Origin of the sequence: Streptomyces sp. NPDC021225, assembly GCF_044332865.1 — a bacterium.
Taxonomy (GTDB): domain Bacteria; phylum Actinomycetota; class Actinomycetes; order Streptomycetales; family Streptomycetaceae; genus Streptomyces.
Genome location: NZ_JBIRPV010000003.1, coordinates 629,467 through 656,391 on the forward strand (window position 1 = coordinate 629,467; position 26,925 = coordinate 656,391).

General features: G+C 68.5%; 16 protein-coding genes and 5 pseudogenes. 9 read left to right on the forward strand and 12 right to left on the reverse strand.

Annotated elements, in window-relative coordinates:
• The first annotated feature begins 10 nt into the window (after positions 1 to 10).
• Both ACH4S9_RS16485 and ACH4S9_RS16490 read left to right on the forward strand, forming a co-directional pair.
• Positions 11 to 1,681 carry a glycoside hydrolase family 13 protein gene (locus tag ACH4S9_RS16485; protein ID WP_398372429.1) on the forward strand — a complete coding sequence of 557 codons (1,671 nt, stop codon included), beginning with the start codon at positions 11 to 13 and terminating at the stop codon, positions 1,679 to 1,681.
• Between the two features lie 118 nt (positions 1,682 to 1,799).
• Positions 1,800 to 2,066, forward strand: a pseudogene (locus tag ACH4S9_RS16490) (LysR substrate-binding domain-containing protein); the annotation flags it as partial.
• 179 nt (positions 2,067 to 2,245) lie between these two features.
• Here ACH4S9_RS16490 and ACH4S9_RS16495 read toward each other — a convergent pair.
• Entirely contained in the window at positions 2,246 to 5,908 is a 3,663-nt protein-coding gene (locus tag ACH4S9_RS16495) for a LamG-like jellyroll fold domain-containing protein (protein WP_398372431.1), read from the reverse strand.
• 482 nt (positions 5,909 to 6,390) lie between these two features.
• On the opposite strand from ACH4S9_RS16495, the gene ACH4S9_RS16500 reads away from it, so the two are divergent.
• From ACH4S9_RS16500 to ACH4S9_RS16520, 5 genes are all read left to right on the forward strand, one after another.
• Positions 6,391 to 7,437, forward strand: a complete 1,047-nt coding sequence (locus ACH4S9_RS16500) for a LacI family DNA-binding transcriptional regulator (protein WP_398372433.1) — start codon at positions 6,391 to 6,393, stop codon at positions 7,435 to 7,437.
• A 131-nt stretch (positions 7,438 to 7,568) separates the two neighbouring features.
• Positions 7,569 to 8,810 (forward strand): extracellular solute-binding protein, encoded by a 1,242-nt coding sequence (locus tag ACH4S9_RS16505; RefSeq protein WP_398372435.1) that lies wholly within the window; start codon positions 7,569 to 7,571, stop codon positions 8,808 to 8,810.
• 19 nt (positions 8,811 to 8,829) lie between these two features.
• On the forward strand, positions 8,830 to 9,798 hold the full coding sequence (locus ACH4S9_RS16510; protein ID WP_311721393.1) for a sugar ABC transporter permease: 969 nt from the start codon (positions 8,830 to 8,832) through the stop codon (positions 9,796 to 9,798).
• Positions 9,795 to 10,619, forward strand: coding sequence for a carbohydrate ABC transporter permease (locus tag ACH4S9_RS16515; RefSeq protein ID WP_352133016.1), 825 nt, complete (start codon positions 9,795 to 9,797; stop codon positions 10,617 to 10,619). The genes ACH4S9_RS16510 and ACH4S9_RS16515 overlap by 4 nt, the downstream gene beginning before the upstream one ends.
• 130 nt (positions 10,620 to 10,749) lie before the next feature.
• The gene (locus tag ACH4S9_RS16520) at positions 10,750 to 12,507 is read left to right on the forward strand and encodes an MGH1-like glycoside hydrolase domain-containing protein (protein WP_311721395.1); all 1,758 of its coding nucleotides are present in this window, start codon (positions 10,750 to 10,752) and stop codon (positions 12,505 to 12,507) included.
• 33 nt (positions 12,508 to 12,540) lie between these two features.
• Here ACH4S9_RS16520 and ACH4S9_RS16525 read toward each other — a convergent pair.
• Positions 12,541 to 13,178: pseudogene (locus ACH4S9_RS16525) on the reverse strand (integrase core domain-containing protein).
• A gap of 55 nt (positions 13,179 to 13,233) precedes the next feature.
• On the reverse strand, positions 13,234 to 14,127 hold the full coding sequence (locus tag ACH4S9_RS16530) for an NAD-dependent protein deacetylase (protein ID WP_398372438.1): 894 nt from the start codon (positions 14,125 to 14,127) through the stop codon (positions 13,234 to 13,236).
• 598 nt (positions 14,128 to 14,725) lie between these two features.
• On the opposite strand from ACH4S9_RS16530, the pseudogene ACH4S9_RS16535 reads away from it, so the two are divergent.
• Positions 14,726 to 15,761 (forward strand): annotated as a pseudogene (locus tag ACH4S9_RS16535) (integrase core domain-containing protein).
• A gap of 63 nt (positions 15,762 to 15,824) precedes the next feature.
• Here ACH4S9_RS16535 and ACH4S9_RS16540 read toward each other — a convergent pair.
• The 6 genes and pseudogenes from ACH4S9_RS16540 to ACH4S9_RS16565 form a co-directional block, all read right to left on the reverse strand.
• The gene (locus ACH4S9_RS16540) at positions 15,825 to 17,045 is read right to left on the reverse strand and encodes a metallophosphoesterase (RefSeq protein WP_398372440.1); all 1,221 of its coding nucleotides are present in this window, start codon (positions 17,043 to 17,045) and stop codon (positions 15,825 to 15,827) included.
• Positions 17,046 to 17,786: 741 nt separating this feature from the next.
• Positions 17,787 to 18,905 (reverse strand): annotated as a pseudogene (locus ACH4S9_RS16545) (IS30 family transposase); the annotation flags it as partial.
• Positions 18,906 to 19,393: 488 nt separating this feature from the next.
• Complete coding sequence (locus ACH4S9_RS16550) at positions 19,394 to 20,290, reverse strand: endonuclease/exonuclease/phosphatase family protein (protein ID WP_385339763.1); 897 nt, start codon at positions 20,288 to 20,290, stop codon at positions 19,394 to 19,396.
• A gap of 116 nt (positions 20,291 to 20,406) precedes the next feature.
• Complete coding sequence (locus ACH4S9_RS16555) at positions 20,407 to 20,688, reverse strand: hypothetical protein (RefSeq protein WP_385339760.1); 282 nt, start codon at positions 20,686 to 20,688, stop codon at positions 20,407 to 20,409.
• Between the two features lie 177 nt (positions 20,689 to 20,865).
• Positions 20,866 to 21,441 carry a hypothetical protein gene (locus tag ACH4S9_RS16560; protein WP_398372443.1) on the reverse strand — a complete coding sequence of 192 codons (576 nt, stop codon included), beginning with the start codon at positions 21,439 to 21,441 and terminating at the stop codon, positions 20,866 to 20,868.
• Between the two features lie 75 nt (positions 21,442 to 21,516).
• Positions 21,517 to 21,657 (reverse strand): hypothetical protein, encoded by a 141-nt coding sequence (locus ACH4S9_RS16565; protein WP_311721402.1) that lies wholly within the window; start codon positions 21,655 to 21,657, stop codon positions 21,517 to 21,519.
• A 323-nt stretch (positions 21,658 to 21,980) separates the two neighbouring features.
• On the opposite strand from ACH4S9_RS16565, the gene ACH4S9_RS16570 reads away from it, so the two are divergent.
• Positions 21,981 to 23,030: an LD-carboxypeptidase gene (locus ACH4S9_RS16570; protein WP_311721403.1), complete on the forward strand. Its 1,050-nt coding sequence runs from the start codon at positions 21,981 to 21,983 to the stop codon at positions 23,028 to 23,030.
• A gap of 13 nt (positions 23,031 to 23,043) precedes the next feature.
• Here ACH4S9_RS16570 and ACH4S9_RS16575 read toward each other — a convergent pair.
• From ACH4S9_RS16575 to ACH4S9_RS16585, 3 genes and pseudogenes are all read right to left on the reverse strand, one after another.
• Positions 23,044 to 23,220 (reverse strand): annotated as a pseudogene (locus ACH4S9_RS16575) (transposase family protein); the annotation flags it as partial.
• A 151-nt stretch (positions 23,221 to 23,371) separates the two neighbouring features.
• Positions 23,372 to 24,892 carry a DUF5605 domain-containing protein gene (locus tag ACH4S9_RS16580; RefSeq protein ID WP_398372446.1) on the reverse strand — a complete coding sequence of 507 codons (1,521 nt, stop codon included), beginning with the start codon at positions 24,890 to 24,892 and terminating at the stop codon, positions 23,372 to 23,374.
• A gap of 158 nt (positions 24,893 to 25,050) precedes the next feature.
• Positions 25,051 to 26,823, reverse strand: coding sequence for a family 43 glycosylhydrolase (locus tag ACH4S9_RS16585; RefSeq protein ID WP_398372448.1), 1,773 nt, complete (start codon positions 26,821 to 26,823; stop codon positions 25,051 to 25,053).
• Between the last annotated feature and the right edge of the window lie 102 nt (positions 26,824 to 26,925).

The following is a 26,925-nucleotide window of genomic DNA, read 5'->3' on the forward strand; positions in this document are numbered from 1 at the left end:
CGAGTCCGACATGAAACGACCAAGGAGCAACAACACCGTGCCCGCCACCACCGCCACCACTCCCTGGTGGCGCGACGCCGTCATCTACCAGGTCTACATCCGCAGCTTCGCCGACGGCGACGGCGACGGCGTCGGCGACATCGCCGGCATCCGCTCCCGGCTGCCCTACCTCAAGTCCCTCGGCGTGGACGCCCTCTGGATCAACCCGTGGTACAAGTCACCGATGGCCGATCACGGTTACGACGTGGCCGACTACCGCGAGATCGATCCGCTGTTCGGGACGGTCGCCGAGGCGGAGCGACTCATCGCGGAGGCGCACGCGCACGGGATCCGCATCATCGCGGACATCGTCCCCAACCACTCCTCCGACCGACACGCATGGTTCCAGGACGCGCTGGCGGCAGGCCCCGGCAGCCCCGAACGCGCGCGCTACATCTTCCGCCCTGGCCGCGGCCCCGAGGGCGCCCTGCCGCCCAACGACTGGGACTCCCGCTTCGGCGGCCCGGCCTGGACCCGGGTGCCCGACGGCGAGTGGTACCTCCACCTCTTCACTCCCCAGCAGCCGGACCTCAACTGGCAACACCAAGACGTCCACACCGAGTTCGAGTCCGTCCTGCGCTTCTGGTTCGACCGCGGAGTGGACGGCTTCCGCGTCGACGTGGCCCACGGCCTCGTCAAGGACCCCGAACTGCCGGACCTGGCCGACCGCGACGGTGGCGTGCACCCCTTCTGGGACCGCGACGAGGTCCACGACATCTACCGCGCCTGGCGCAAAGTGGCCGACGAGTACCCCGGCGACCGCTCCTTCGTCGCCGAGGCTTGGACGGACACCCCGGAACGGCTGGCCGCCTACGTCCGCGACGACGGCCTGCACACCGCCTTCAACTTCGACTTCCTCATGGCCGAGTGGGACGCGAAGGACCTGCGCGCCGTCATCGACACCACCCTCACGACACTCGGCACCGTCGGCGCCCCGGCCACCTGGGTCATGTCCAACCACGACGTCATGCGCCACGCCAGCCGCTACGGCCGCAGGGCCGCAAAGAAGTGGGTGGCCAACGAGTCCTACGTCCCCGCCGGCCCCGCCGACCTCGAACTGGGCACCCGGCGAGCCCGCGCAGCAGCCCTGCTCACCCTCGCCCTGCCCGGCGGCGCCTATGTCTACCAGGGCGAGGAACTGGGCCTGCCCGAGGTGGAGGACCTGCCCGAATCCATGCTCCAGGACCCCGTCTGGGAACGCTCCGGCCACACCGACCGGGGCCGCGACGGCTGCCGCGTCCCGATCCCCTGGTCCGGACGGACCACACCGTACGGGTTCAGCCCCCAGCCGCCCGCGGGCGCGGAAGACCCCATCGCCGCGCCCTGGCTGCCACAGCCCTCCGACTGGGCGCCGCGCACAGTGGAAGCCCAGAGCGGCGACCCGGGCTCCATGCTGGAGCTCTACCGCGCCGCCCTCCGCCTGCGCCGCGAACACCCTGCCCTCGACGACTCCACCCTGACCTGGCTGGACGACACCCCCGCCGGAGTTCTCGCCTTCCACCGCAAGCCCGGCTTCGTGTGCGTGGTCAACCTCTCGACCGAGCCGTACCAACTGCCCGAACACGCCTCGACCCTGCTGGCCAGTGGCCCCCTCGAAGACAACCGACTGGCCCCGGACCAGACGGCCTGGCTCAGCGTGTAGCGAGCCACACCCCGATATCCCCAGGGCCTGTCCGGCCTCACGCCCCGCCGTCCGGACAGGCCCTGGCCTTCACCAGCCCATGGCCGCCGCCGATGCTGCGCTTGCCGGAAATCTCATCCGGGGAGGTCACGCCGCCGGCTTCGAGCCGCAGATCGCCTACGAGGCCCACGACTACCAGGAGGCCCGGGCCATGGTCGCCGCCGGCATCGGCATCGCCCTCGCCCCCACCCTGGCCCTGGAGGGCATCCGAGCCGGCGTCAGCGTCCTGCCGCTTCAACCCCCCGCTCCGGTGCGTCGCATCCTCCTGGTCCGCATGAGTGACCACGTCCTCACCCCTGCCGCCGAGGCGTTCGCGGGCTTCCTGCGCGACAGTTCCGCGGCTTGAAGCGGCGCCTGGCGCGTGTCACCCGCCAGTAGCCCGGGACCGCCGACCATGGCGGACCCGGGCACCGTGCCTTCGTGGCACCGACGGTTTGAGTGGACGCGACCCTGCCGGGCGGGGCGTGGCGGAGCGGTCGCTACCCGATCTTTGCGCGCGGCACATCGCCGCCGGTGTTGATCACCTCATCGCACCTCCTCTGCGTACGGCGCGACGGTGATCCGGTCGATCAGCGGTGCGTAGCGGGAACGGAGCAGCACCCCGGGGAAGGTGTCCGAGGCGTAGGTGGTGCCGTCGAAGTTCGGCAGTTCCTCGGAGCGGAAGGTGATGGTGTTCTGTCCCTTCTTGAGGTGGACCGGCACGGTCAGCTCCCAGAAGTTGTTCTGGTGGAAGCTGTGGGGGAAGGTCACGCGCTGCGCCTTGCCGCCGCCCACCGTGATGTCGGCGTGGCGGGCGAGTGGGTCCGGGTTGTAGTGGGTGGCTTCGGACTGCTCGGGGTTGGAGTAGCGGATGCGCAGCGCGTTCAGGCCGGCCCGGTCGGCATTCACGGTGAAGGTCGCGGTGTTGCCGTTGCCGGGGTCGCCGCCGATGCCGGTGATCGCCGTGCCGTCGGTCGCCAGAGAGAGCGGGGTGAGTGTTGCCGAGCCCGCGAGCTTGGCGTCCTGGGCCTCGTATGTGCGCGCCGTGAGCGTGCCTTCGGTGGGCGTGACGGTGAGGCGGTCGACGAGGGTGGCTGACGAGCCTCCGGTGAGTGTCACCTTGTTGATGCCGCCGGAGAGGGAGACCGCGACGCTGTGCTTGCCCCTGGACAGGCGCAGGACGTTGTGTCCGTTGACGGAGAGCCTGGCGTTCGCGCCGCCGAGGGTGTCGACCTTGAGGGTGGCCTCGCGGTCGGCGGGGGAGTAGACCCAGAAGGTGGCGGTCCCGTTCTTGGGGAGCTGGATCGCGCCCGAGCCGGTGGCGGGGGTTCCGGTCCGCTTGGGCAGGTCGTAGACGGGCCGTGCGCCGCCGTCCGGCCAGGCCAGTTCGCCTTCGTACACCTGGGTGGCGGCGGAAGGATCGGGGAGGGAGAGGGCGAGGCGGTCGACGATGGCGTCGCCCTTGGTGGCGCGCTTGCCGTCGAGGCTCTTCGCGGCGAGCGTCAGGTTGTGCTTGCCCTTGGTGAGGTGGACCTTGGTGTCCGTGTGGTCCCACACCACCCACTTGTAGGCGAGCGGCAGGTGCAGTTCCCGTTCGCTGTCCGCTTTGCCGTCCACGCGCAGGAAGACGTTGGTGGGGCCCTGCTCCTTCACCTTGTCGAAGGTGTTGAGGGAGTTGGCGAAGACGCCCAGGTCGTAGGTGCCGTCCTCGGGCACGTCCACGGTGAAGTCGAGCGTGACGTCCGAGCCGGTGCGCAGACCGCCCACGTCGTAGCCGCCGGAGGTGTAGAACTTCGACACCTCGCGGGGCGAGCCCTCCGGGCCGTTCTTCGAGTAGCCGGACCCGGTGTGGGCGGCGTCCTCCGCCTCGTACGAAGCCTGCCAGCGCACGGGCGTGGACTGCGTGTCCTTCGCCTTCCCGGCCGGGCTGAGGACGATCTCGTACGCCGAGGACTCCTTCAGCTTCGGCAGTCCGCCGTCGCCGAAGTCGACGACGACCTTGCCGTCGTCACCGACCTTCAGATTCGTCTCCGTGAGCAGCTTCGGGCCGGAGTTGTCGCCCAACTGTCCGCTCCACTCGATCTCTCGCACCCAGGCGTGCACACGGTTCCCGAAGAGCTTCTTCGGGACATCGGCGAAGCTGATGTGGCCTTTCCCGGTGGACCCGCCGAAGAGCAGCCGGGCCTGCCGCTTCTTCTCGTCCACGGTGGCGACGCCCTGCATGGTGTAGTTCTCGCCCGGGAACGGCGGGGTGACCTTCACCGTGTGCCCGCTCATCGAGGCGTAGGAGTGCAACAGCCACCACTGGCCGTTGGCGCGGTTCGACTGCACGGCGGAGTCGGAGAGGTTGCCGTCGATGTTCCAGTACGCGATGTCGGCGTCCACCTTGGACTCCTCGATCGCGGATACCCACTGGATCATCTGGCCGGGGACGGAGGTGTGGTAGTTGAAGGCGTACTCGTTGATGTTGATGGGGAGCTGGGTGCCCTCTTTGTCGGTGCCCTTGAACAGTTCCTTCTCCCACCCCCGGTACTTGGCGACGCTCTCGCGGACCGCCTCGGGGTGGCTCAGCTCGTGCCAGGTGATGACGTCCGGGAGGGTGCCGGCGGCCAGGGTGTGGGTGAGGAAGCCCTTCACCTGGTCGTACAGGATGCTGGTGTTGGGACCGGCGATGCGGGCGCCGGGCATCTTGCGCTTGATGAGCTTGTAGACGTCGTCCCAGGCGGCGAAGTAGTCGTCCGGGTCGCTCAGCCAGCTGACCTTGTTGTAGCTCCACTCCCCGGTGCCGAACATGTTGCCCTCGGGCTCGTTGAACGGCACGAAGACGATGTTGTCCTGGTACTGCTTCGGCAGGTGCAGGACCTGGTCGACCTGGACCGCGATCTTCTCCTTGTAGAGCCCCAGCTTCTCCTCGGGGGTGTCGCCCGGCCACTCGTACGGGAAACCGCGGTGGATGTCGGTCATGTAGATGTACACGTCACCGTCGGTGGAGTCGGCCAGCGGCTTGACCACCTCCAGAGCGTCGGCGCCGGGGTGCTGTGGGCCGTCCTGCGCCTTCGTGGAGACCGTGCGCAGGCCCATGCCCTCGATGAGGTTGTTGGTGGGGACGTCCGGTCCGTACACGCCGTAGAGGGTGCCGGAGGCGCCGCCGTGGAACGCGCCGGTGTCCGAGCCGAGGTCGACGGTGAGCTGCCCCTCGCGGACCACGGTGACGGTCGCCTCCACCGCGCGCCCGGCGGCCGTTCCCGCCACGGTGAAGGTGCCCGGCTGGGCGTACTTGTCGGGAGCCACGGCGTCCCAGGTGATCGGCGTGTCGCGGTCGTATCCGTCGGAGAAGGAGGAGCGGACGGCGGCGGGGAGGGACGGGGCGGTCCCGGTCGCCGTACGGACCTCGAACGACATCTTCGAGAGCTGCTGGAGGGTAGGCACCTCCCCGGCCATGCCGGCCACCTGCTCGGGGCTGAGCGCCGAGTGCCATACGGCGAAGTCGTCGATCGCGCCCTTGAACAGCGGATCCGGGTAGAAGGACTTGCCGATGTAGCCGGCGGCCGTGGCCGAAGTGTCCAACAGCTCACTGGCCTTGATGCCGGTCGCTGCTGAGGAGACCGCCACGCCGTCGAGGTAGGTGGTGAGCCGGCCGGCGGTGGTGTCGAGGGTGACGGTGACGGTCCGCCACTCGTCGGCGGGGAGCGGTGCGTAGCCGCGGATCTGAGTCTCCGCGCCCCCTCCGCCGGTGGTCACGGAGGTCTGCAGCAGCCCGCTGTTGTTGGACGGGGTGGCGAAGAGGTACTTGGTGGTGTTGGTGCCCAGATCGAAGATCCGCTGCCACGACGACGTGTCGCCGCTCCACCTCACCCGGGCGGAGACCGTCAAGTTGTCGGCGTCGCCGACCACTTCACGGGGCAGACGGACGTACGCGCCGGTGGAGGTGGGCGCCCCGCCGGGGAGAGCGAGCGCCTTGCCCCCGCCCGTGCCTGCGACGGACCGGGCGGTGGAGCCGTTGACCAGACTCGCCGTCAGGCCGTTGCCGGAGCTGTCGGTGATCTTGCCGGAGGACAGGTCGTCCTGGTCGAAGGTGTAGCGGGCGGTGGGCTGGGGCGTGTCGGCCGCCTGTGCGGGGACGGCTGGTGCGGCCAGCAGGCCCGCGCCGAGGGCCAGCGCCACGGCGGCCGGTGCCCGGCGCCGGGCGGATCTGTCAGCGGATGGCATGGATTGCGTCCTCATCCTTGAGTTGGCGGTTCCGGTCGGCCGGCCTCGGTCGGCTGCTCGTCCATGGGGCGCGGCCCGGCGGGAGAGTTTGAGGGTGGGAGGGTGGTGTTGGTGGCAGGCGAATGGGTTCGATTTGCTGCGCCACGGGAACCTCTCCGGCCGGCCGGGGCGGCAGCTCCTCCCCTCGAGGGTGTACGGAGCGCGCCCAGGGTTGCCGGAAGGATCGCTTCGTCGAACCGGTTCGCGAAGCTAGCACCGGGAATCCCGACCAGCAATCCCTGCGACGGAACTGCGATACCCAGACCTTGGGCGGGTCGAGAAAGTGATGTTCAGGGTGTTGACAGGCGTTCAGGCGGTTCCTACCGTCACTTCACGCGAACCGGTTCGACGACCGGGGCGCCCCTCTCCTCCCGTACCGCATCCCCACAACCGGCGGCCGCTCCTCCTGTGAAGCGGCGAGCCGGTTCGAGCAAGGAGTTGCCGTGAACATCGGTGAGATCGCGCGGCGGGCCGGTGTCTCGCGGAGCACCGTGTCCTACGCGCTGAGCGGCAAGCGCCCGGTGTCGGAGGACACGCGCCGGAAGATCCAGCAGGTCGTCGACGAGCTGGGCTACCGGCCAAGCGCCAGTGCCCGCGCCCTGGCCAACGGGCGGACCAGCACCCTCGGCCTGGTCTTCCCGCCGGCCGGGAACCACTACACGGGGATGCAGCTGGACTTCATCGGGAGCGTGGTGGAGGCCGCCGCGGCCTACGACTACGACGTGCTGCTGTCGCCGAGCGGTATGGACAGTGACCGGTCGTTCCAGCGGCTGCTGGGGGAGCGGCGGGTCGACGGGGCCATCCTGATGGAGATCAGACTGGAGGACGACCGGGTGGACCATCTGGCCGCCCTGGAGTTCCCCTCCGTCACCATCGGCCGCACCGCACGTCCCGAGGGCATCTGGTGGGTCAGCCTGGACCACACCGCGCTGGTGCAGGCGTGCGTCCACCACCTGGCGGATCTCGGCCACCGCAGGATCGCCTTCGTCAACCGTCCCGAGCAACTGCTGCGGACCGGGTACGAATCCGCGCACCGCGGCCTGGACGGTTTCACCAAGGCGGCGGCCGAGCGCGGACTGACGGTCCGGACGTACTGCTGCGGGGACGACGCCGCCTCGGGCCAGAGCTGCGTACAGCGCATCCTGCACGACGATCCCGCCACCACGGCCCTCGTCACGCTGAACGAGGCCGCGCTGGGCGGTCTCTACCGGGGGCTCGCCCAGGCCGGCCGCCACGTACCGCGCGACTTCTCCGTCACCGGAGTGGTGGCCGGCCGCTGGGCGGAGACGGTGACCCCGCAGCTCACCGCGGCGGACGTACCGGCCGCCGAGATGGGCCGGCTCGCCGTCGAGCTGCTGGTGGAGCGGCTCGACCATCCCCACGCGTCGCCCCGGCACCATCTCCTCACGCCGCCCATCTCCCTGCGGGCCAGCACCGGGCCCACGGGAGTCACGCCCGCGGCGGACACCTGGCCCGACACGACCCCCTGACCGCACCTCACGCTCACCTCCTCACGCCCACCGGACGCTCGAACCGCTCAGCAGTTCTCGTTCGCCGTGCCCGCACCCTCCCCACCACCTCCAGCCCTCGGCACCGGCATGCCAAAAACAAAGGACCGGCCATGAAAAGCTCCTCCAGACGGCGTCGCCTCACCGCCGCAGCCCTCACCGCCCTGGCCGTCGCGACCAGCGCCACCGCCTGCGGCTCGGGAGGCACCGGGACGAAAGCGTCGGACAGCGGCACGTACACCATCTGGGACCCGTATCCCCAGTTCGACAAGGGCTCGGCATGGGTGAAGCTGCTGGACGAGTGCGGCACCAAGGCCGGCGTGAAGGTCAAGCGCACCGGCTTCGACACCAGCGACCTGGCGAACAAGGCACTGCTGGCCGCGCAACAGGGCAACTCCCCGGACGTCCTCATCGTCGACAACCCGGTGGTGTCGACCCTGGCCGAGGCGGGCGTCCTCACCACCACCGACGACAACAAGCTCGACTCCTCGAAGGTGGATCCCAACCTGCTCGCGGCCGGCCAGTCGGGCGGCAAGACCTACGGCACCCCCATCGGCGCCAACACCCTCGCCCTCTACTACAACAAGAAGGTCCTGAAGGAGGCCGGGGTCGACATCGCCTCGATCAAGGACTGGAAGTCGCTGACCGCGGCGCTGGAGAAGGTCAAGAAGGCAGGCAAGAAGGGCATCACGTTCTCGGCGATCGGCACCGAGGAAGGCAGCTTCCAGTTCCTGCCATGGTTCTGGGGCTCGGGCGCGAAGCTGACCGAGCTCGACTCCGCCCAGGCCGTTTCCGCGCTGTCCCTGTGGAAGGACTGGCTGGCCAAGGGCTACGCCCCGAACTCGGTGCTCAACAACACCCAGACCACCAGCTGGCAGGAGTTCGCGACCGGCGACTACGCGTTCAGCGAGAACGGCACCTGGCAGCTCGCCAACGCCAAGAAGGCGGGCTTCGACTACGGTGTCCTGCCCATGCCCGGCATCGAGGGAGGCAAGGCGTCGGCCCCGACAGGCGGCGAGTTCGTCACCGTCCCGGTCCAGGACTCGACCGACCGCTACGCCACCACGCAGAAACTCGCGACCTGCCTGACCAGCACCCAGAACCTGTACGACACCGACACCACCCTCTCCTACGTCGCCCCCACCTCCGAGGTCCAGGACAAGCAGGTGGCGGCCAACCCCGAGCTGGGGCCGTGGGTGGACGCGGTCAAGGCCGCCCGGGGCCGCACCAGCGATGACCTGGGCACCAAGTACCCGAGGATTTCCGAGCAGCTGTGGAAGGCCGTGCAGTCCGCCCTGAGCGGCTCGAAGTCTCCGAAGGACGCACTGAGCGCCGCTCAGTCCGCCGTCAAGTGACGCACTCCAGGGCCTTTTGATGAGTCACACGACACAAGTGCCGCATCGCCGAACCGTGCCCGACCCCACGGCGGTCCCTACCGCACCGCCCCGGGCACGACGCCGCCCCAGCTCCCAGCAGTGGGCCGCCTGGGCCTTCCTCGCCCCGGTCACCCTCTACCTCACCCTCTTCTACGCCTATCCGCTGTACCGCAACCTCGATCTGAGCCTTCGCAACTACACCGTGCGCTCCTTCGTCCAGGGCGACGCACCCTTCACCGGCCTGGCCAACTACCGCACCGTCTTCGACGACCCGACCTTCGCCCCCGCCCTGTTCCACACCGTGGTGTTCACCGCCGTGTGCCTGCTCTTCCAGTACGCCATCGGCCTGGCCCTCGCGGTCTTCTTCAACCAGCACTTCCGGCTCTCCGCCACCCTGCGCGCCCTGTTCCTGGTGCCCTGGCTGCTGCCGCTCATCGTGTCCGCCTCCACCTGGTCATGGATGCTCAACAGCGACTCCGGTGTCGTCAACGCCGCCCTGCACGCCGTCGGCATCGACCCGGTGAACTGGCTGACGTCACCCTCCTGGTCGCTGACCTCGGTGATCACCGCCAACATCTGGATCGGTGTCCCGTTCAACCTGGTGGTGCTCTACAGCGGCCTGCAGTCCATCCCCGCCGGCCTGTACGAGGCGGCCGCCCTCGACGGGGCGGGTGCCTGGCGCCGGTTCTGGAGCATCACCTTCCCGCTGCTGCGCCCCGTGTCCGCGATCACCCTACTGCTGGGGCTGGTCTACACGCTCAAGGTCTTCGACATCATCTGGATCATGACCAAGGGCGGCCCGGCGGAATCATCCACGACCTTCGCCACCTGGTCCTACCAGCTCGGCTTCGGCAACCTGCTGCCCGCATTCGGCCCGGGTGCGGCCGTCGGCAACCTGCTCGTGATCGCCGCCCTGGTCTTCGGCCTGGTCTACGTCCGGGTGCAGAGAAAGCAGGCGCTGACATGATGCGAAGCTCCAAGCGCACCTGGGGAAAGACGACGATCGGCCTTCTGCTGACCGGGATCATGCTCTTCCCGGTCTACTGGATGCTGAACGTGTCCTTCACCCGCGACCAGGACATGCGTAAGAGCCCACCGGACCTGTTCCCCGTCCACGGCACGCTGGCCGGCTACCGCAGGGTCCTCGACGAGCAGTTGCCCTACCTCGGCACCAGCCTCGTCATCGGCCTGGGCACCGTCGTACTGACCGTGGCCCTGTCCGCGCCCGCCGGTTACGCCCTGGCCAAGCTGCGCCCGCGCGGCGGCGGGGTACTGAGCTTCCTCCTCCTGGCCGCCCAGATGATCCCCGGCATCATCATGGCGATGGGCTTCTACGCCATCTACCTCCAGCTCGGCCTGCTCCAGTCCGTGCCCGGCCTGATCGTCGCCGACTCCACCCTGGCCGTCCCCTTCGCGGTCCTCATCTTCACCGCGTTCATGTCCGGGATCCCGGGCGAACTGCTCCAGGCCGCGAAGACCGACGGCGCCGGCCCCCTGCGCACCTTCTGGTCGATCGTCCTGCCGATGAGCCGCAACGCCGTCGTCACGGTGTCCCTGTTCGCCTTCCTGTGGTCCTGGTCCGACTTCGTCTTCGCCAGCACCCTCGCGGGCGGCGCCACACACAAGCCGATCACCCTCGGCATCTACCACTACATCGGCAACAACAACCAGGAGTGGAACGCCATCATGGCCACCGCCGTCGTGGCCTCGCTGCCCGCCGCGGTCATCCTCGTCCTCGCCCAGCGGTACGTCGCCGCCGGCGTGACCGCCGGCGCTGTCAAGGACTGACCTTCCTCGGCGATCCTTCCCCCGCCCGCGGGAAGCTCCCGCCGGGACGCCGCACACCATCGACCGGTACGCCGCCACAGCCGCCCGGTATGCCGCCGACCCGCCACCGCTGAAGAAACGAGTAACGCTCATGACCGCCGCCCCGTCCGGCCCGGCCTTCTCCGTCCACGACATTCCGTTTAGCACCCACGGGTCCTGGTTCGGCATCTCGCCTGTGGTGGCCCAGAAGACCTACGCCGACGACCTCCACCTGGTTTCGCACCAGAACGGTATGCACGCAGTGCTGCGGTTCGTCCCCCTCGATGCCGGGACGGGTGCCCGGGCCACGACCCGCATCGAGGCGACACCGGGACTGCTCAGCTGGACCGGCGAAGGCGGCCGTATCGACCTCGCCTACGAGTCACCGGACACCATACGGCTGCGCGGTGAGGGGCTCGGCCTGCGTATCTGTGCCGCCGAGCAGACCCTGACACCCTTCACCGGCGCCTACTTCTTCCGTGACCCGGTGGACGGGGCGTACGTCTTCACCTCGTATGAGACCGGACGCCGCTACCGGATCACCGCGCTGTCCGCCGGCGCGGTCGGTGCGTTCGGCGCCCAGGACCTGGGCAGCGCGGAGCGCGGTCTGGCCATCGCGGCAGAGAACGGCGGGGTCTGGGAGGCCGCTGTCGAGGAACTGGACAGCGCACGCTGCCCCTACACCGCGCAGACGGCCTTCGACCAGGTCGTGACCGCCGCACAGAACGCCTTCGCCCAATTCGCTGACGCGGTCGCCCCGTGGCGCTCGGCCGACACCCCGGCCGCCGAACTGGCGGCCTACGTCCTGTGGTCCGCGACGGTGAACCCAGCGGGCTTCGTCACCCGGCCCGCGGTGCTGATGTCCAAGCACTGGATGGACAAGGTCTGGAGCTGGGACCACTGCTTCAACGCCCTGGCGATGGCCCCCGGTCTGTCGGCGTCCGCCTGGGACCAGTTCTGCCTCCCCTTCGACCACCAGGACGAGAGCGGCGCCCTGCCCGACTCCGTCTGCCACTCCGAGATCCTCTACAACTACGTCAAACCCCCCATCCACGGCTGGGCTCTGGGCCACCTGCGCCGACGCCTGCCCGAACCGCTCGACCCGGCGGAGCTGGCCCGGACGTACGACCGGCTGGCACGCTGGACCGCGTTCTGGCTCACCGCGCGAAGAGCGCCCGGCAGCGCCCTTCCCCACTACCAGCACGGCAATGACAGCGGCTGGGACAACGCCACGACCTTCGACCCGGAACGGCTGGTCGCCACCGCCGACCTCGCCGGGTTTCTGGTCCTCCAACTGCGCGAACTCGCGGCCCTGGCCGAAGAGCTGGGACGGCCGGACGACGCCGGCCGGTGGACGAGGACCGCGGACGCGACTCAGGCCGCGATGCTCGACGACCTGTGGAAGGGTGACCACTTCGTCGCCCGCGGAGCGCACAGTAGGGACACGTGGAGCAGTTCCAGCCTGCTGGACCTGATGCCGATCGCGCTGGGCGAGCACCTCCCGCAGCACGTCGCCGCGGTGCTGGCCGACCGTATCGAGGCACACCTGACGCCGTACGGGCTCGCGACCGAACTGCCCAGCTCACCGCACTACCTCTCCGACGGCTACTGGCGCGGCCCCGTCTGGGCCCCCGCCGTCGTCCTCATCGAGGACGGCCTGCGCCGCAGCGGTCACCAGAACCTCGCGCACGAGATCAGCGCCCGCTTCCGGACCCTGTGCGAGACACACGGCTTCGCGGAGAACTTCGACGCCCTCACCGGAACCGGCCTGCGCGACCGCGCCTACACCTGGACCGCCAGCGGCTACCTGCTCCTCGCCGAAGCCCACGCACTCCGGCCCGCCAGGCCCGCCCCGCAGACGGGCGGATGAAGATGTCCTTGCCGAGAACTGCATCCATGCAGGTCAGGCAGCATGGTGATATGCGTGGAGGAGGCTGCCGAGGCGGTCGCGTCGTTGTATGTCGAGGTGGGTCAACTTGTCCGGATCGGTGATCGGTGCGGGCATCGGGTGCAGTGGCCGGGCGTTCGTGATGCCCGGGTGGGGCCGATGAGTGTTGTGGAACTGCTCGAACTTCCGGAGTGTGTGGCGGAGGTGGCTCTGGTTCCAGATCAGGGTCCGGTCCAGGAGCTCGTGTCTGCGGTCTGCCCCCACCGTTCCGTGATCGAGTTCATTCGCGGCATCTGGATGCCGCTGAGGATGACTTCGATCCCCGCGTCTTTGAGGGCGTCATCGAACGGTCCAGGGAACTTCCCGTCCCTGTCCCTGATCATGAACCGGGCCTGGCAGCCTACGTCTTCGATCCAGACGGTCGACGCGGCCACTTCCACTCCCAGCACGAGCAGTTCGCCGTGCAGACGCCTGTAGCCCCGGTTCGGATGCTCCCTGACCAGGCGCAGAGCCAGAGTCCGGACGTAGCGCATGGTACGAGGCCGGCCGGGTTGCCTGGGCCGTGATGAGGCGGCATGCTGGCGCTTTGCGAGGTCGCGATGCCGGCGCAGTACCGTGTCAGGACGCACGAGCAGTACTCCAGCGCCGTGCACACCGCGTCCCGCCGCCTGGGCCCCCCGCTCCCGGCTCCGTCACGTTTGCTCCGGGTCAGGGCTGTGCCGACTGCGGGATGCCCAGTCGGCTGGCCACGGAGGTGAGGGCCGTTCCCAGCGGGAGCGCGACCCGGGTGACGGCGTGCCGGTCGCCGCGGGTCGGGTCCAGGTTGACGATCAGTACCGGCTTTCCGGCCTGGGCCGCCTGGCGGACGAACCGGAGCCCGGACATCACCGTCAGTGACGAGCCCAGGACCAGCAGCGAGGTCGCCTCGCGGACCAGCTTGCGGCAGTGCTCGACCCGCCGTGGCGGAACGGCTTCGCCGAAGAACACCACGTCCGGTTTGAGGATGCCGCCGCAGACCGTACAGGGCACCACACGGAAGTCCCCGACTTGTTCGTCGGTGAGGTCGGCGTCACCGTCCGGGTTGATTCCGGCGGCCACCGGCTCGAAGCCCTCATTGGCCTCCTCCAATCGCCGGGCGAGTTCGCGGCGCGGGCCGAGGGCGCCGCAGGAAAGGCAGACGACCCGGTCCAGGCTTCCGTGGAGTTCCACGACGCCCTCGTTGCCGGCGGCCTGGTGAAGGCCGTCGACGTTCTGCGTGATCAGACCCGAGAGCAGGCCATGCCGAGCAAACGCGGCCACGGCCCGGTGCCCGGTGTTGGGGCGGGCGCGGCCGAAGGTGCGCCAGCCGAGGTGGCTGCGAGCCCAGTACCGGCGCCGGGCCTGGGCGTCGGCTGTGAAGTCCTGGTAGGTCATCGGGGTATGCCGGCTCAGGCTCCCGCCCTCGCCCCGGTAGTCGGGGATGCCCGACTCGGTGGAGATGCCGGCCCCGCTGAGTACCAGCACACCGCCGGTGCTCAGCGCTTTGGCGACCGGTTCCAGATCCGTGCTGCCCGCCGGCAGGTCCTCGGCAGGGGTCCAGCTCAAAGTGGGACGCATGCGCATGCCGCCAGAGTACGGAACAGGCCGCCACCCCCGCTTCCGCCGTCGATCGCACCATCTGGGCGTTCACGGGTCCGGCGCATGGGGCCAAAAGGTCGCCGAGGCCGGGCCCAGCGCCGTTTGCCCTGGGCGCCTCGGGGGCCCGGACGGGAGCGACTCGGCGGACGGAGTGTCGCCTGTCCAGCGGGTTGCCCTCGTACAAGTTCGGGTACGGCAGCACCATCCATTCGACACCGGGGTCGGCAGGTGGATCAGCCGTATCACCACGACCGGGACGCTGCCTCGGAAGGGCCCGCTGTTCTGAGGTCTGGCACATCCGAACCAGCGGGTCAGCCCGGATGACCGGCGCCCGCAAGCCTGAGCGGGTGTCCGCTTTCCGTGGTGCATGGCTGGGGCCATGTGGTCTGGGTGGCGTGGTCGTGGAAGTCGGCTCGCAGAGTCAGTGCGCCGCCGAGGGCGGTGATGTAGGCGTGCGTGCGCCGGAAATGTCATCCGCCCTGGTGGGAGGTGGTGCGCGCGGTGTACCGGAGGTTGACCGGCGAGGTCGCCGGAACGGGCGCTCTCGCGAGGCTGGCGCTGACCCGCGGCAAGATGATCGACCGTGCTGCTGCGACTGGCTTATCTCGGTGTGTCGAACGCGTTCGCGATGCTTCGTCTGCTGCCGATGTCCGACCGGGACAAGGACGCGGAGATCCTCGCGCTGCGCCACCAGGTCACCGTTTTGGAACGTCAACTCGGCAAGGTCAAGGTCCGGTTCACGCCCAGCGATCGGGCATTCCTGGCGGCGCTGCTGCACCGGCTGCCACTGCACGTCCTGCGAAGATTACGGCTGCTCGTACGCCCTGACACGGTGCTGCGTCGGCACCGCAGCCTCGTCGCGCGCCGCCATGCCGCCTCCTGTCGGCCCAAGCGTCCGGGTCGGCCGCGCACGGTGCGCTTGATCCGCGTCCTGGTGCTGCGGCTGGCGAAGGAGAACCCGAGCTGGGGGTACCGGCGTCTGCACGGTGAGCTGCTGGTGCTGGGGGTGAAGGTGGGCGCGTCCACCGTCTGGGAGATCTTGAAGGAGGCCGGCATCGACCCAGCACCCGAGCGGAACTCCAGCACCTGGGCCACCTTTCTTCGCTCTCAGGCTGATGCCCTGCTGGCCTGCGGCTTCCTGGAAAGAGTCACTCTGTCGGGGGGTGCGGATGTACGTGCCACCCTGGGTAGCGCAAGCGGCGAAGAACCTGGTCATGGACCTCGAAGGCCTCGGCTGCCGGGCACGGTTCATGATCCGGGACCAGGACGGGAAGTTCCCTGTCCTCTTCGATGCCGTCCTCAGGGACGCGGGGATCGAGGTCGTGCTCAGCGGCATCCAGATACCGAGGATGAACTCGATCGTGGAGCGCTGGATACAGACCTGTCGCCGCGAGCTACTGGACCGGACGTTGATCTGGAACCAGCGACACCTTCTCCATGCCCTGCGCGAGTTCGAGCAGTTCTACAACGGACACCGACCACACCAGGGCATCGCGAACGCCAGGCCGCTACAGCCCCTGCCCCCGCCGATCGACGACCCGGACACATTAGCCCGCCTCAACATACGTCGACGCGATCGCCTCGGCGGCATCCTCCACGAGTACCGGAATGCGGCTTGACCTGCACGGATGAGGTTTCCGGCAAGGGCACTGTTCCAAGCGGATGTGTCGGTCCGTCGAGTGCTATGTCGAGGTGGGCAGGTGCGGGGAGCGGAGCACGAGCAGGGTGATCTCGCTGGGGGCGAAGACGCGGAACGGTGGGCCCCAGAAGCCGGTGCCGCGGCTGGTGTAGAGGAGGGTGCGGGGGCCGTGGTGGCTGAGGCCGGCGAGGGCGGGCTGGTCGATGCGGACGAGGTGGTGGAAGGGCCAGATCTGGCCGCCGTGGGTGTGGCCGGAGAGTTGGAGGTCGATGCCGGCTGCTGCTGCCCGGTCGATGAATTTGGGCTGGTGTGCCAGGAGCAGGACGGGTAGGTCGGGGTCGGCGCCGTTCAAGGCTGCGGCGAGGTGGGCGCGGTGGCCTGCCAGGCCAGAGGACTCGGCGGTGACGTCATCCACGCCGGCGACCACGAGGGTGTCGCCTCCGCGTTCGAGCAGCAGATGGCGGTTGCGCAGCGGCTCCCAGCCCAGCTCGTCCATCAGGTCGACCCAGCCCTGGGCCTCGCTGTAGTACTCGTGGTTGCCGGTGACGTATACACGGGCCCGGGTGGCCCGCACGGTACCGAGTGGGGCGGCCTGGGCGCGGCGGCGTTCGGCCGTGCCGTCCGCGATGTCGCCGGTGTGGCAGACCAGGTCGGCTTCCAGAGTGTTCACCGTCTCGCATACCTGTGCCGACCAGCGAGTGCGATCGAGCGGGCCGTAGTGGGTGTCGGTGATGAGGACGACGCGGATGCCGTCCAACCCGGCACCAAGTCGTGGGAGTTGCACGTCGAGTCGGCGCACGCGTGGCACGCGGCGGGCCTCGGCGTACCCCCAGCCGAGCAGTACGGCGGTTATGCCGAGGACGGCCCAGGTGACGATTCGGGCTCGGTCCTGGCTCTCGCCGACGCCGGCCACGGTCAGGGCGAGCCGCAAGAGGACGCCGAGCAGAACGGACCAGGTGAACAGAATCCAGATGGTGCCCAGCAGGGTGTCGCCGATGATCGCCGCCCGGTCCTGCTGGCGCCGGCCGTGGCCGCGCACCATCGCGAGCGGCATACCGATGAGACCGAGGGTGAACAGGGCGGTGCCGGCCAGCGTGACGGGCAGCGGCCAGTGCTGGCTGGTGTGCAGGAGCACCCAGCAGGGCACGGCCCACAGCAGGACGGGGGCGATCAGGGGGATGTAGCGCATCAGCCGGTGCAGTCGGCTCTGCCGCGGCGCTTGCGCTTCACCCTCGGCGGGCCGGGTGTTGCTGGTGTCGGTCACGCTTCCCCTCCCTGACCGGGCTGCCGTCTCGCGCACTGTATCCGGTCGCCTTGGGCCGACCGGACCGGTTCGGCCTTCGCTGAACTCCTGAAGGGTGTCTTTAGTGCCGTACGGTGGTTGACCTGGGGCTTTGCGGTCGTTCAAGTGTGGGCATGATCGCTGATCGTGGGTCTGCGACTGCTCTACCTGATCGTCGGCCGAACCCGACCTGGGGATACGTCAGGATCCAGGGCGAGCTGCGACGGCTTGGCCATCGGGTCGCCGCCGCCACGATCAGGCGTGTCCTGCGCCGCTCCGGCCTGCCCCCCGTACCCCAGCGCGCCTCCCAGCAGGCCTGGCGCTCCTTCCTCCGTTCACAGGCCCACGCGCTGCTGGCTTGCGATTTCATGCACGTAGAGACCGTCTTCCTCAGACGTCTGTATGTCTTCTTCATCATGGAGATTGCCACTCGGCGCGTCCATGTCCTGGGCGTCACCGCCCACCCGACCGGCGCATGGGTCACCCAACTTGCCCGCAATCTGCTCATGGACCTTAAGGAGAGGGCTGGGTGCTTCCGGTTCCTGATCCGGGACCGGGACCGGGACCGGGACCGGGACAGAAAGTTCACCGCCGCGTTCGACGCCGTCTTCGCCGGCAACGGCACAGCCGTCATCCCGACACCGCCGCAAAGCCCACGGTTCAACGCGTTCGTCGAACGATGGATACACACGGCCCGAGCCGAATGCACCGACCGCCTCCACGGCTGTAGCAGGCCAGGTCTGTGCCCTTGGGGAAGTACTGCCGTAGCAGGCCGTTCGTGTTCTCGTTCGAACCGCGCTGCCAGGGACTGCCGGGATCGCAGAAGTAGACCGGCATGTCGGTGGCGGTGCTGAACTGCTTGTGCAGGCCCATCTCGGAGCCCTGGTCCCAGGTGAGAGAGCGTCTGAGCTGGGCCGGGAGGGACGAGACGGTGTGGATGAGAGCGTCCCGCACCTGGGCGGGCTGGCGGCCGTCGGGCAGATGGACCAGGGCGACGAAGCGGCTGGAGCGTTCGACGAGCGTGCCCATCGCGGACTGCATGGCTTTGCCGATGATGAGGTCGCCTTCCCAGTGCCCGGTGAGCGCACGGTCGGTGGCCTCGGCCGGCCGCCCGCTGATCATCACCATGTCCGCCGACATGCGAGGCCGGCGCCGGTAGGACTGCCGGTGCGGCCGGCGCATGGTCCTGCCGGTCCGCAGGGCCCGGGTCAGCTCGCGGCGGAGTTCTCCGCGGCACTGGACGTAGAGGGCCTGGTAGATCGTCTCGTGGACCACGTGCATCTCCGGCCGCTCGGGGAAGGCGGTCCGTAGAGCCTGGCAGATCTGTTCGGGGCTCCAGCGGCGTTCGAGGTGGTGCTGGATGAAGTCCCGCAGCTCGGTGTTCTGACCGATCTTCCCGGGCTTCGGGCGTGGGCGACGCTCCTCGGAACGTCGCTGGGCGGCATGAGGCCGGTAGGTCCAGTTCCTGCCCCGCCACAACGCTCCGTTGCGCCGTATCTCCCGGCTGATGGTGGACGGGCTGCGGCCCGGTTCAGCGGCTATCTGCCGGATGGACGCCTTCTCCCGCAGCCGGTCGGCGATGTGGATGCGGTCCGTCTCGCGGAGATACCGCGATGGCTGGGGCGCCGGAGCTTCCACGGTGATGGGCGGCTTCGGCTTCCCCGTCGGCGGAGTGTGCCAGCCGTTCCGCCACCGCTTGCCGGTCCGCGGGTTGATACCGACGATCCGGCCGGCCTCTCGATTGCTGTAGCCCTGCTGCATGAGCTGGAGATATACCTCCCGCTCACGCAGCAGACGGCTACCGCCCCCTGGTCCCCCGTTCTCCCGGATCTTGAAGTCCATCGCACCCCTTGAGCTGGGGTGTTGCGACGACCACTAGAACTGAAGGACTGGGTAGGGGGCTTCTGGCCATTGACCAGGCGACTGGGCCGCAGTCATGTCCGCACTCCAGCATCCCGGCCGCATCAGTCATGGGCCAAAACCTGAAGTCGCCAGCCGGGCCGACTGTCACCCCGGGTCGAGGATCGCGGAAACCACCGTTGTGCCAGCGCGACAGGTGAGGTAGCCCCTCTGGCCACCCGTTCACCAGCCGTTATATTCCCCACAGGCCGGTGCGGCTTCAGCCTTTGTGGAGTGCGCGGCTGGCGCCGCCTGGGCAGGCGCGGCCACCCCGATGAGGACGAGTGTGCCGCCGAGGACAGCGGTCACGAGAGCGGTACGTAAACGCATGTGCAGGCTCCTTATCTGGTGGGAGGAATCTGCAACAGGGCCGACGAGGGAACCCGTCGGCCCTGTTGTTCAGTGGCCCGCGTCAGCGGTGGATCAGGCATTCAGGTCACGGAGCAAGCGGTCCGAGGGCCCTGGGCGCGGGTGACGTCGCTGATCACGACCCGGTGGTCTTCGTTGACCGTTCGCAGGATGCAGTTCCGGGAGTTCACGCCTCGGTGGAGGATGTAGTCGAACTTCTTACCCGAGTTGCGGCCAACCTGTGTCCCGTTGCATCGGCGGTCCCAGTCCTTGCGGCAGAAGGGATCAACATCCGAGTACTGGGCATCCCAGATCGCACGCATTTCCCGGTACCACGGCTGGGCGTTGAAGTCGCCGCCGAGTAGCGTCGAACCGTACCGCCGCCCTGCGGCCACCAGTTCCTGAACCTGTGTCTTCCTCTCCGCAGCGTGACCGCTGTCGCTGAGATGGGTGTTGAACACCCGGACCTGTCGGCCTGCGAGCCGAGTGGTGAACGCCGTGTAGGCGCGGGTTTCCCACGGCCCCTCGTCGTCGCTGTACCTGACCTCGCGGTAGTTCTGTATCGGGGTGCCCTTGGCGTACACGATGGCCTGGCCGTTCATGCTCCAGCCGTCGCAGCCGATGTTGACGGTGCCCGGTCCGAGTTTGAACTCGTACTGGAACCCGATTTCGTTGAGGAACTTGACGGCCTTGCGTACTTCGGTCCGGCAGGATTCCTGTAGGAGGACCAGCTGCGGGCGGAACCGCTTGATGTGGTCGACGATGTCTTGCGGTGTGCTGAGCTTTTGCCCGTTGGAGTTCCAGCTCATGACCCGGTTCGGGATCACTGTCGCGGGCAGGTTGACGGCGGCCTTGGCCTGTGCGGGCGCCTGGTTGGCGGAATTGGCTTGTGCGGGCGTGATCAGCCCTAGGATCACCACTGATGTGGCTATGCCGGCTTTCGCGGCGAGGCTGCCCGCGCCGCGGGTTGTGCTGTTCATCATTCCCCCTGTTGTGGACCTTGGGTGTGGCCGTGTCATCCGCTGACGAGCCGCTCTTGGGGGCCTTGGTGCTTCGTGTTGACGCGGCCCGACTGGTGGGCCGGTCGGTCACCGGATCAGAAGTAGGTGACCCAGAGATCCCACCCACGGAGGGTCTTGGTGCAGGACCACGACGACCACCGGCCGTGTATGTCTCCGGTGACTCCCGCGTTCTCGCACGCGGCCTTGCTCGAGTAGGTGCTGTAGTACTCCGCGTGCCCCGGTGCCCACGTAGTGTTGGTGCCGATTGAGGCCGACGTGGACGGGGCGGCCGACGATGCCTGGGCGGATGTGGCCATAGCGGTGAGGGCGAGTGTGCCGCCGAGGGCAGCGGTCACGAGGGTGCGACGTAAACGCATGCGGGCTCCTTGTTCAGGTGCGGAGACTGTGCAGCCGTCCGGCTTCGGAGGGCCGCAGCACCACCGTGACGAGTGGGCATTGCGCAGACGTTGGGCGAACCTTGAATCGCCTGGTCGCACTGGAGCAATGCGGAGCCCCCACTCGAGACCGTTAGTGGGGGCTTCGCTGTGGTCGCCTCAGTTGGTTGCGCCGGCTAGGGGTCGGTCGTCGATGACCATGCGGGTGAGCGGGAAGTCCGGCTGACTGGATTCTGCCGACTCTTCTCGACGCGTCGTCTCGTCGGCCGGCTTCGCTTTCGCGAGGGCTTCACCGATGCGCTGGGAGAAGATGCGGGCGACGGCCTGTACGCCCAACGCGGTCTTCGCCTCGTGCTGGAGTGCCCAGAGGGCTTCAAGCGCGGCGGTGAGGGTGGGGCCGGACGCGTGGACGGAGACGCGGCCGTCGGCCTGCTCCGTCGCCTTTCCGGGGGGCCGGAAGAGGTCTCCGTTGACGGCGTGCTTGACGAGGAAGTTCCACATGTCGCGATGGCAGGTGATCTCGGCGGAGCTGATGCTGGCGGCCCGGTCCAGGTGGTCGCGATGGTTCTCGTCGTCCTGCTCGCCGTTGCCAGCGGGTGTCTCGGGGGTTTCCGTGGGCGCGGCCGATGCGTCGTCCGCGGCTCGGCCGACTTGTGCGGCGTCTGCTCGCCAAGTGTGAGCTTGGGATGACGCGGCGGGTTTCGGCCGCCGTCGCGCGTCCGAGGCGACCACCACCCGGTCTCGAGTGGGAACGCCACTTTGCTTGTCGCCCGTTTGGGTGATGGTCGGCCCGGGTGGCGACGTCCGTCGCTAGCCTGCTGTGTCGATGACTGATGTCGCCGATTGGGTCTGCGACTGCTGTACCTGATCTTCTCCCGGCTGCTGGGCTGTCTTCTTTTGCTGGGTCGATCGACCGCCGAGAACAACGCCGAGATCCTCGCGCTTCGCCATGAGGTCGCCGTGTTTCGCCGGCAGATCAAGCGGCCACAGCTCTCATGGGCCGATCGTGCCGTGCGCTCTGGTCTCGCACGGCACCTGCCACTCGCCTTACGCCGCAATCGGCTGGTCACCCGGGGCACACTGCTGAACTGGCACCGCCGTCTGGTGTCCTGGAGATGGCGCCAAACCCCAACCGGGACTGTGGGCGCCGGAAACGGTGTCACCCTAGGCGACCTGCGTGTATTCGTGGACGAGGCTGCCGAGTCGATCGCCTGGGGAGGGAGCCGATCCGTAAATGTGTCGCGTGTTATTGCAGGCATCGGGATACTGCCGCGGTGACGCTTACCGCACTGCCTCAACTGCCCCAACTGCTGCGCCCTCGGGCCCTCGTGTCCGGTGATCTTGTCGTCATCGCGGCGCTGTCCGGGCCGCTCCATGCCAGATACGCGCCCGATCTCGAGCGGGCCGTGGCCGAGCTCGAGGGGATGGGATTCCGCGTGCGTCTCGCACCGCTCCTCGAGGCCGGGCGGCACCGTTGGTGGAGCGTGGCGCGGCCGGACGAGATCGCTGGGGAGTTCAACGGTCTTTTGCGTGACCCCGAGGTGCGCGCGATCGTCGCGCACGACGGTGGCCAGACAGTGTTCGGATATCTCGATCTGATCGACTTCGACGCGATCAGGGCCGACCCCAAACCGATCCTCGGCTACAGCGACATCTCGCTGCTGCATCTGGTGCTCTACGCGCGTACGGGCCTGGTCGGATTCCATGCCGACCTGGCCACGCCCGGTCTCGGCGGGCACTGGCAGAGAGCGTCCGTGGCCCGCCGGAAGGAGCTGGGGAAGCTGTACGCGACGCTGCTGACCGGCACGGAGCCGATCGGCGCGCTGCCCGCCGGCCCGTCGTGGGAATGCTGGCGTGCTGGGCGTGTCGAAGGTCCGCTGATCGGCGGGGTCATCAACCGCATTGTGCTCGCGCAGGCGACGCCTTTCGCGCTGCCGCTCGAACGGTTTGACGGTGCGGTGCTGTTCTGGGAGGAGTTGGGCGGCCAGGCGTCGTACGTGTGGAGCTACCTGCAGATATTGCGGCACAGCGGCATCCTCGATCGGATCGCCGGCATGGTCGTGGGTGTTCCTGAGGCGATCGACGGGCTCGGCTCACCCGACGGCTCCCCGACCCTGGCCGAGATCGTCCTCGACGTTCTCGGCGACCGTGACATCCCGGTCCTGGGCAACGTCGAGGTCGGACATGCGGGCCCGAATCTGCCGATGCCGGTCGGCATCCGCGTCGCTCTCGATGCGGAAGAGAAGACGTTGTCGCTGCTCGAACCGGCAGTACGTGCCGCTCGTGGCGACGTGACCGGTCGGTCGAGCCACGCGGATCAGTGAGGATCTTGCATCCTCAGGCTGCGGCGGTCAGCTCCAAGGTGAGGACGGCCTTGACCAGGTCGGTGATGCGGGTGTTGCTGCACCGGAGTTTGCGCAGGAACCGCCAGGTCTTGAGGGTCACCATGGCTTGCTCGCCGAGCGCGCGGACCTTCGCGTGAGCGCGGTTGACGGCCTTCTGGCCTGCGGAGAGCTTGCCAGTCGCAGCAGCACGGTCGGTCATCTTGCCGCGGTGAGCGCCAGCCTCGCGAGAGCGCCGTTCTGGCGACTTCGCCGGTCGACCTCCGGTACACCGCGCGCACCGCCTCCTACCAGGGAGGATGACATTTTCGGCAGGCTCAGGGTCAGGTCAGCACCGACGCATGTGTCCCCGCCTCGGTTTGGTCGGGCAGGCGGGACAGGCGCACAGCCATGTAGGGACGGCCCGGCAGCTCCACGCGGACGCAGCTGCCTGTCGTTATGCCGACACGGTCGACCGTCATGGCCCATGTGTCGATCACGTCGATCGCGAAGCGCTCGTCGGCGGGCACGCTGATATTCCGGAAACGAGGGCGACTGAGGCCGAAGTAGATGACTTCATACGTGCCCTGGATCCCGCCGCGCGGGGCGTCCCAGTCGGAGGGGAGCGGGTCGAGGACCCCGGTGGGGGAATCGCGGATGACACCGTGAAGGAACGCTATGCGTTCGGGGCTGGTGCCCGTCAGCCGGCCGCCCTTGGACCACCACAGCTCCTCGGCGTCGTTGAGGTAGGTCTCACCGTGCTGCACGTACCCGCCGCGGACCGCGCCCTCCCAGCAGCGCCGCACCAGTTCCTCACTCGTGAGGTTGCCCCAACCCTGGTCGATGTCGCCCTCGTACCCGCACTCGTCGATCACGACGGGCTTGCCCCACAGCTCTCGCCAGGTGTCCGTGTTCTCCGCAGTGCGGTACACGTCGACGCGCTGGATGCTGCAGTGCGTGATCCAAGGTGTCGTGTGGTCGTAGAAGGAAAAGCAGTTGTGGATGGAGGCCAGGTGGCCGAACGGGTCTTCCTCGGCCACGATGCCGGCGAGGCGCTCCCAGTCGGCCTCGGTCTTGGCCCGGACCAGGTCGTACTCGTTCGCCATTGACCACCAGACGTTGGACAGCGCCGACAGCCGGCGCACGGCGTAGCGTGTCAGCCGGTCGTCGGCCTCGCGGCCCAGCTCGGCGAAGCCCCACCGGTCGTACGGGTGGAAGAGGATGACGTCCGCCTCGATCCCCAGCTCCCGCAGCGCGCGCACCTCGTCCTCGAAGCGTCGGAAGAACCGGGGGTCGAACCGGGTGGTGTCCCAACTGTCCGTCGGGGAGCCGGGGAAAGGGTATAGCTCCGGCTCGTCGGTGTTGTACGCGTACGACTTGGGCAGCAGGCACATACGGATCTTGTTGAAGCAACTGGACGCCAGCGTACGTCGGGTGGCGGCCCGCAGGCGTTCCACCTGGTGCGTCCAGGCGTACGCGGTGGTGCCGATCGGCAGGTATCGCGTGCCGTCGGCGTACGCGAAGTGATGGCGGTCGGCCACCCGGACCGGACCGTGGTGTTCCGGTGCGGCGGGCCCGGCCAGGAAACGGCCCGCGATCCCGTCGAGCGACCGTGCCGTGGAGGACGTGACGAAGGTCCAGGGGCCCTCGGCATCGGGCATGAACCGGATCAGGTACTTTCCGTCTCCGTCGTAGAAGCCGCCCGCACGCTGCTCACGCCGGCCGTCGCTGAAGGTCGCGCCGAGGTCGACATCGGTGAACGGGTTGCCGTGCGAGGGCCCGTCGAGTTCGATCTCGAACACATCCCACCGAGCGCAGTGCTCGTCGTGACGGATGCGCGCTGTGGCCTTGGTATGGGGAGCCATGGAGCGGACCTTTCAGTCGGAGGGCAGGGACCGTGCAGGACGTTGCGGGGTGCCGTTGAGGCTCGTACGGTGCGGCCCGGCCGGCGAGACGCGATGGTGTTCCAGCCGAGATCTCAGGTGGGGCTGGAGAATGTGACTTCCGCCTCCAGGGCCTGCGGTCACGTCACCGGTACCGGTTCCCCGGGTGTGATGCCTCCTTCGCCGAACGCGTCCACCGCTACCCAGTACTCTGCGTCGGCGTTGAGCGAGCGCAGGTCGAGTGAGGTCCGCTCGTGGACCTGCCAGCTGTGGTAGAGCTTCTGTGGATGGCGGCCGTAGCGGATGTTGTAGCCGGTGGCCTCGGTGGCGGCGTCCCACTCCACCCTGGCGGTGCGGCCGTCGACACGGCGGGCCTGAGCGCGAACCGAGCGCGGAGCCGCGCCGTCACCTGTGCCGAAGACCCGTACACCGCTGACCGCGAAGACGCCGTCGAACGGCATGCGGCCGCCGGTGACCCGGACGAACCGGGCGCGCAGCGGCGTATCCAGCACCATGAATGCGTGCGGGGCATCGGTGTTCGTTTCCCGGGAGTCGCGCAGGACGGTCCACTGCCGGCCGTCCGGCGAGATCTCCACCACGGTCTCCGCCGGTTCATGGGCGGGGAAGATGCCGCGCCAGATGTGGGGGTTCCAGTCGGCTCCTTCGGCGGTCTGTGGCGCTATGTCGCCCAGCTCGTGATCCGCCAGGTTGATCTGTACCGCGTGCACCGTCTTGCTCGTTCCGAGGTCGACGGTCAGTGACTCGCCGGGTTCGCGCCCCCCGGCTGCCCACCAGGTGCGGATGTCCTCGTCGGCCGCCGACGTGGGGGTGTGGCCGGGGGCGGAGGACGAGGCGGTGGTGTGTGCTTTGTAGGACAGCAGCATCCAGGGCGGGGGCGTCCACGGGTCGAACGGCCCGTCCGGGACGACGAAGGGGTAGTCGGCGAAGTTCTGGTTACAGAAGAGGACGCCGTCCTGGTCGAATCCGGCGGGGAAGATTCCGACGCGCCGCTCGAAGTCGTCGTTCACCGAGATACGCATGGTCGACGCGTGCCACCAGTTTCCATGACGGTCCTGGAATGTGCTTCCGTGACCTGCCCCGGTGATGAAACCGCCCGGCTTCGACGAGAACGGGCTGTCGAGCGAGTACTCGAACGGGCCCAGCGGGGATGGGGCCGTGTAGTAGCCGTCGGCGTAGGTGTTGAGTTGCGTCGCGGGCGCCGCGTACTGGAGGTAGTACATGCCGTCGTGCTTGGTCATCCACGCGCCCTCGATATAGGGCTTGCCCTGGAGACGGGAGAGGACTGCCGCCTGGTCGGGCTGCGCCGACGTGCCGATGTAGTCCTCACCGACCTGTTCCCAGCCGTGGGTTGCGACATCAGCCCGGATCAGGGGCGTCGGTTCGCCGATCTGCTCGAAGGTGCCCGAGAGCCGCGCCCCGTAGAGGGGCGTGTTGTTGTCACATCCCCAGTAGAGATAGACGTCGCCGTCGTCGTCCTGGAACAGATTCGGGTCCCAGAAGGGGAAGGTCCCCGGCGTGACCTCGACGAAGTCGTCGGCCAGCGGGTCCACGCTGCGGAAGAAGGGGCAGTTGTCCGTCTTCCGCGACGCGCTGATGTACAGGGCTCCGTCGACCTCCCGGACATCCGGTGCGTAGTCGAGGGCGGGCAGTTTGGAGGTCGGGCGGTACTCCCACCGCAGCAGATCCTCCGAGTGCCAGAAGCCCGCCGACATCGAGACGAACATGTAGAAGCGATCCCGGTACAGCACGACGGAGGGATCCGCCGCCTCCCGGTGGACGGACCGCCGTGGCTCACTGTTGTTCATGCCGTCGGCGCTGCCGGTGGCGCGGATGTCCTGGTAGCGGTAGGCGAGGTCGAGGGGATTGCAGAGCACGCGCCGGGAAGAGCGCATCGTTGGGTCTCCTGAGGTGTGTGGCAGTCGCGCGTAAGGGCAGCGCCGGTACAGGGTGACGTCGGATCATCGAGGCACAGGACGACGCTCGGTTCGCATACC

Coding starts and splice junctions, on each gene's coding strand:
- ACH4S9_RS16530 (WP_398372438.1), bottom strand. CDS start 14,127: ATGCGCATGCGTCCCACTTTGAGCTGGACCCCTGCCGAGGACCTGCCG.
- ACH4S9_RS16585 (WP_398372448.1), bottom strand. CDS start 26,823: ATGCGCTCTTCCCGGCGCGTGCTCTGCAATCCCCTCGACCTCGCCTAC.
- ACH4S9_RS16520 (WP_311721395.1), top strand. CDS start 10,750: ATGACCGCCGCCCCGTCCGGCCCGGCCTTCTCCGTCCACGACATTCCG.
- ACH4S9_RS16495 (WP_398372431.1), bottom strand. CDS start 5,908: ATGCCATCCGCTGACAGATCCGCCCGGCGCCGGGCACCGGCCGCCGTG.
- ACH4S9_RS16550 (WP_385339763.1), bottom strand. CDS start 20,290: ATGAACAGCACAACCCGCGGCGCGGGCAGCCTCGCCGCGAAAGCCGGC.
- ACH4S9_RS16485 (WP_398372429.1), top strand. CDS start 11: ATGAAACGACCAAGGAGCAACAACACCGTGCCCGCCACCACCGCCACC.
- ACH4S9_RS16515 (WP_352133016.1), top strand. CDS start 9,795: ATGATGCGAAGCTCCAAGCGCACCTGGGGAAAGACGACGATCGGCCTT.
- ACH4S9_RS16565 (WP_311721402.1), bottom strand. CDS start 21,657: ATGGCGAAGCGCGAGGATCTCGGCGTTGTTCTCGGCGGTCGATCGACC.
- ACH4S9_RS16580 (WP_398372446.1), bottom strand. CDS start 24,892: ATGGCTCCCCATACCAAGGCCACAGCGCGCATCCGTCACGACGAGCAC.
- ACH4S9_RS16555 (WP_385339760.1), bottom strand. CDS start 20,688: ATGCGTTTACGTCGCACCCTCGTGACCGCTGCCCTCGGCGGCACACTC.
- ACH4S9_RS16510 (WP_311721393.1), top strand. CDS start 8,830: ATGAGTCACACGACACAAGTGCCGCATCGCCGAACCGTGCCCGACCCC.
- ACH4S9_RS16505 (WP_398372435.1), top strand. CDS start 7,569: ATGAAAAGCTCCTCCAGACGGCGTCGCCTCACCGCCGCAGCCCTCACC.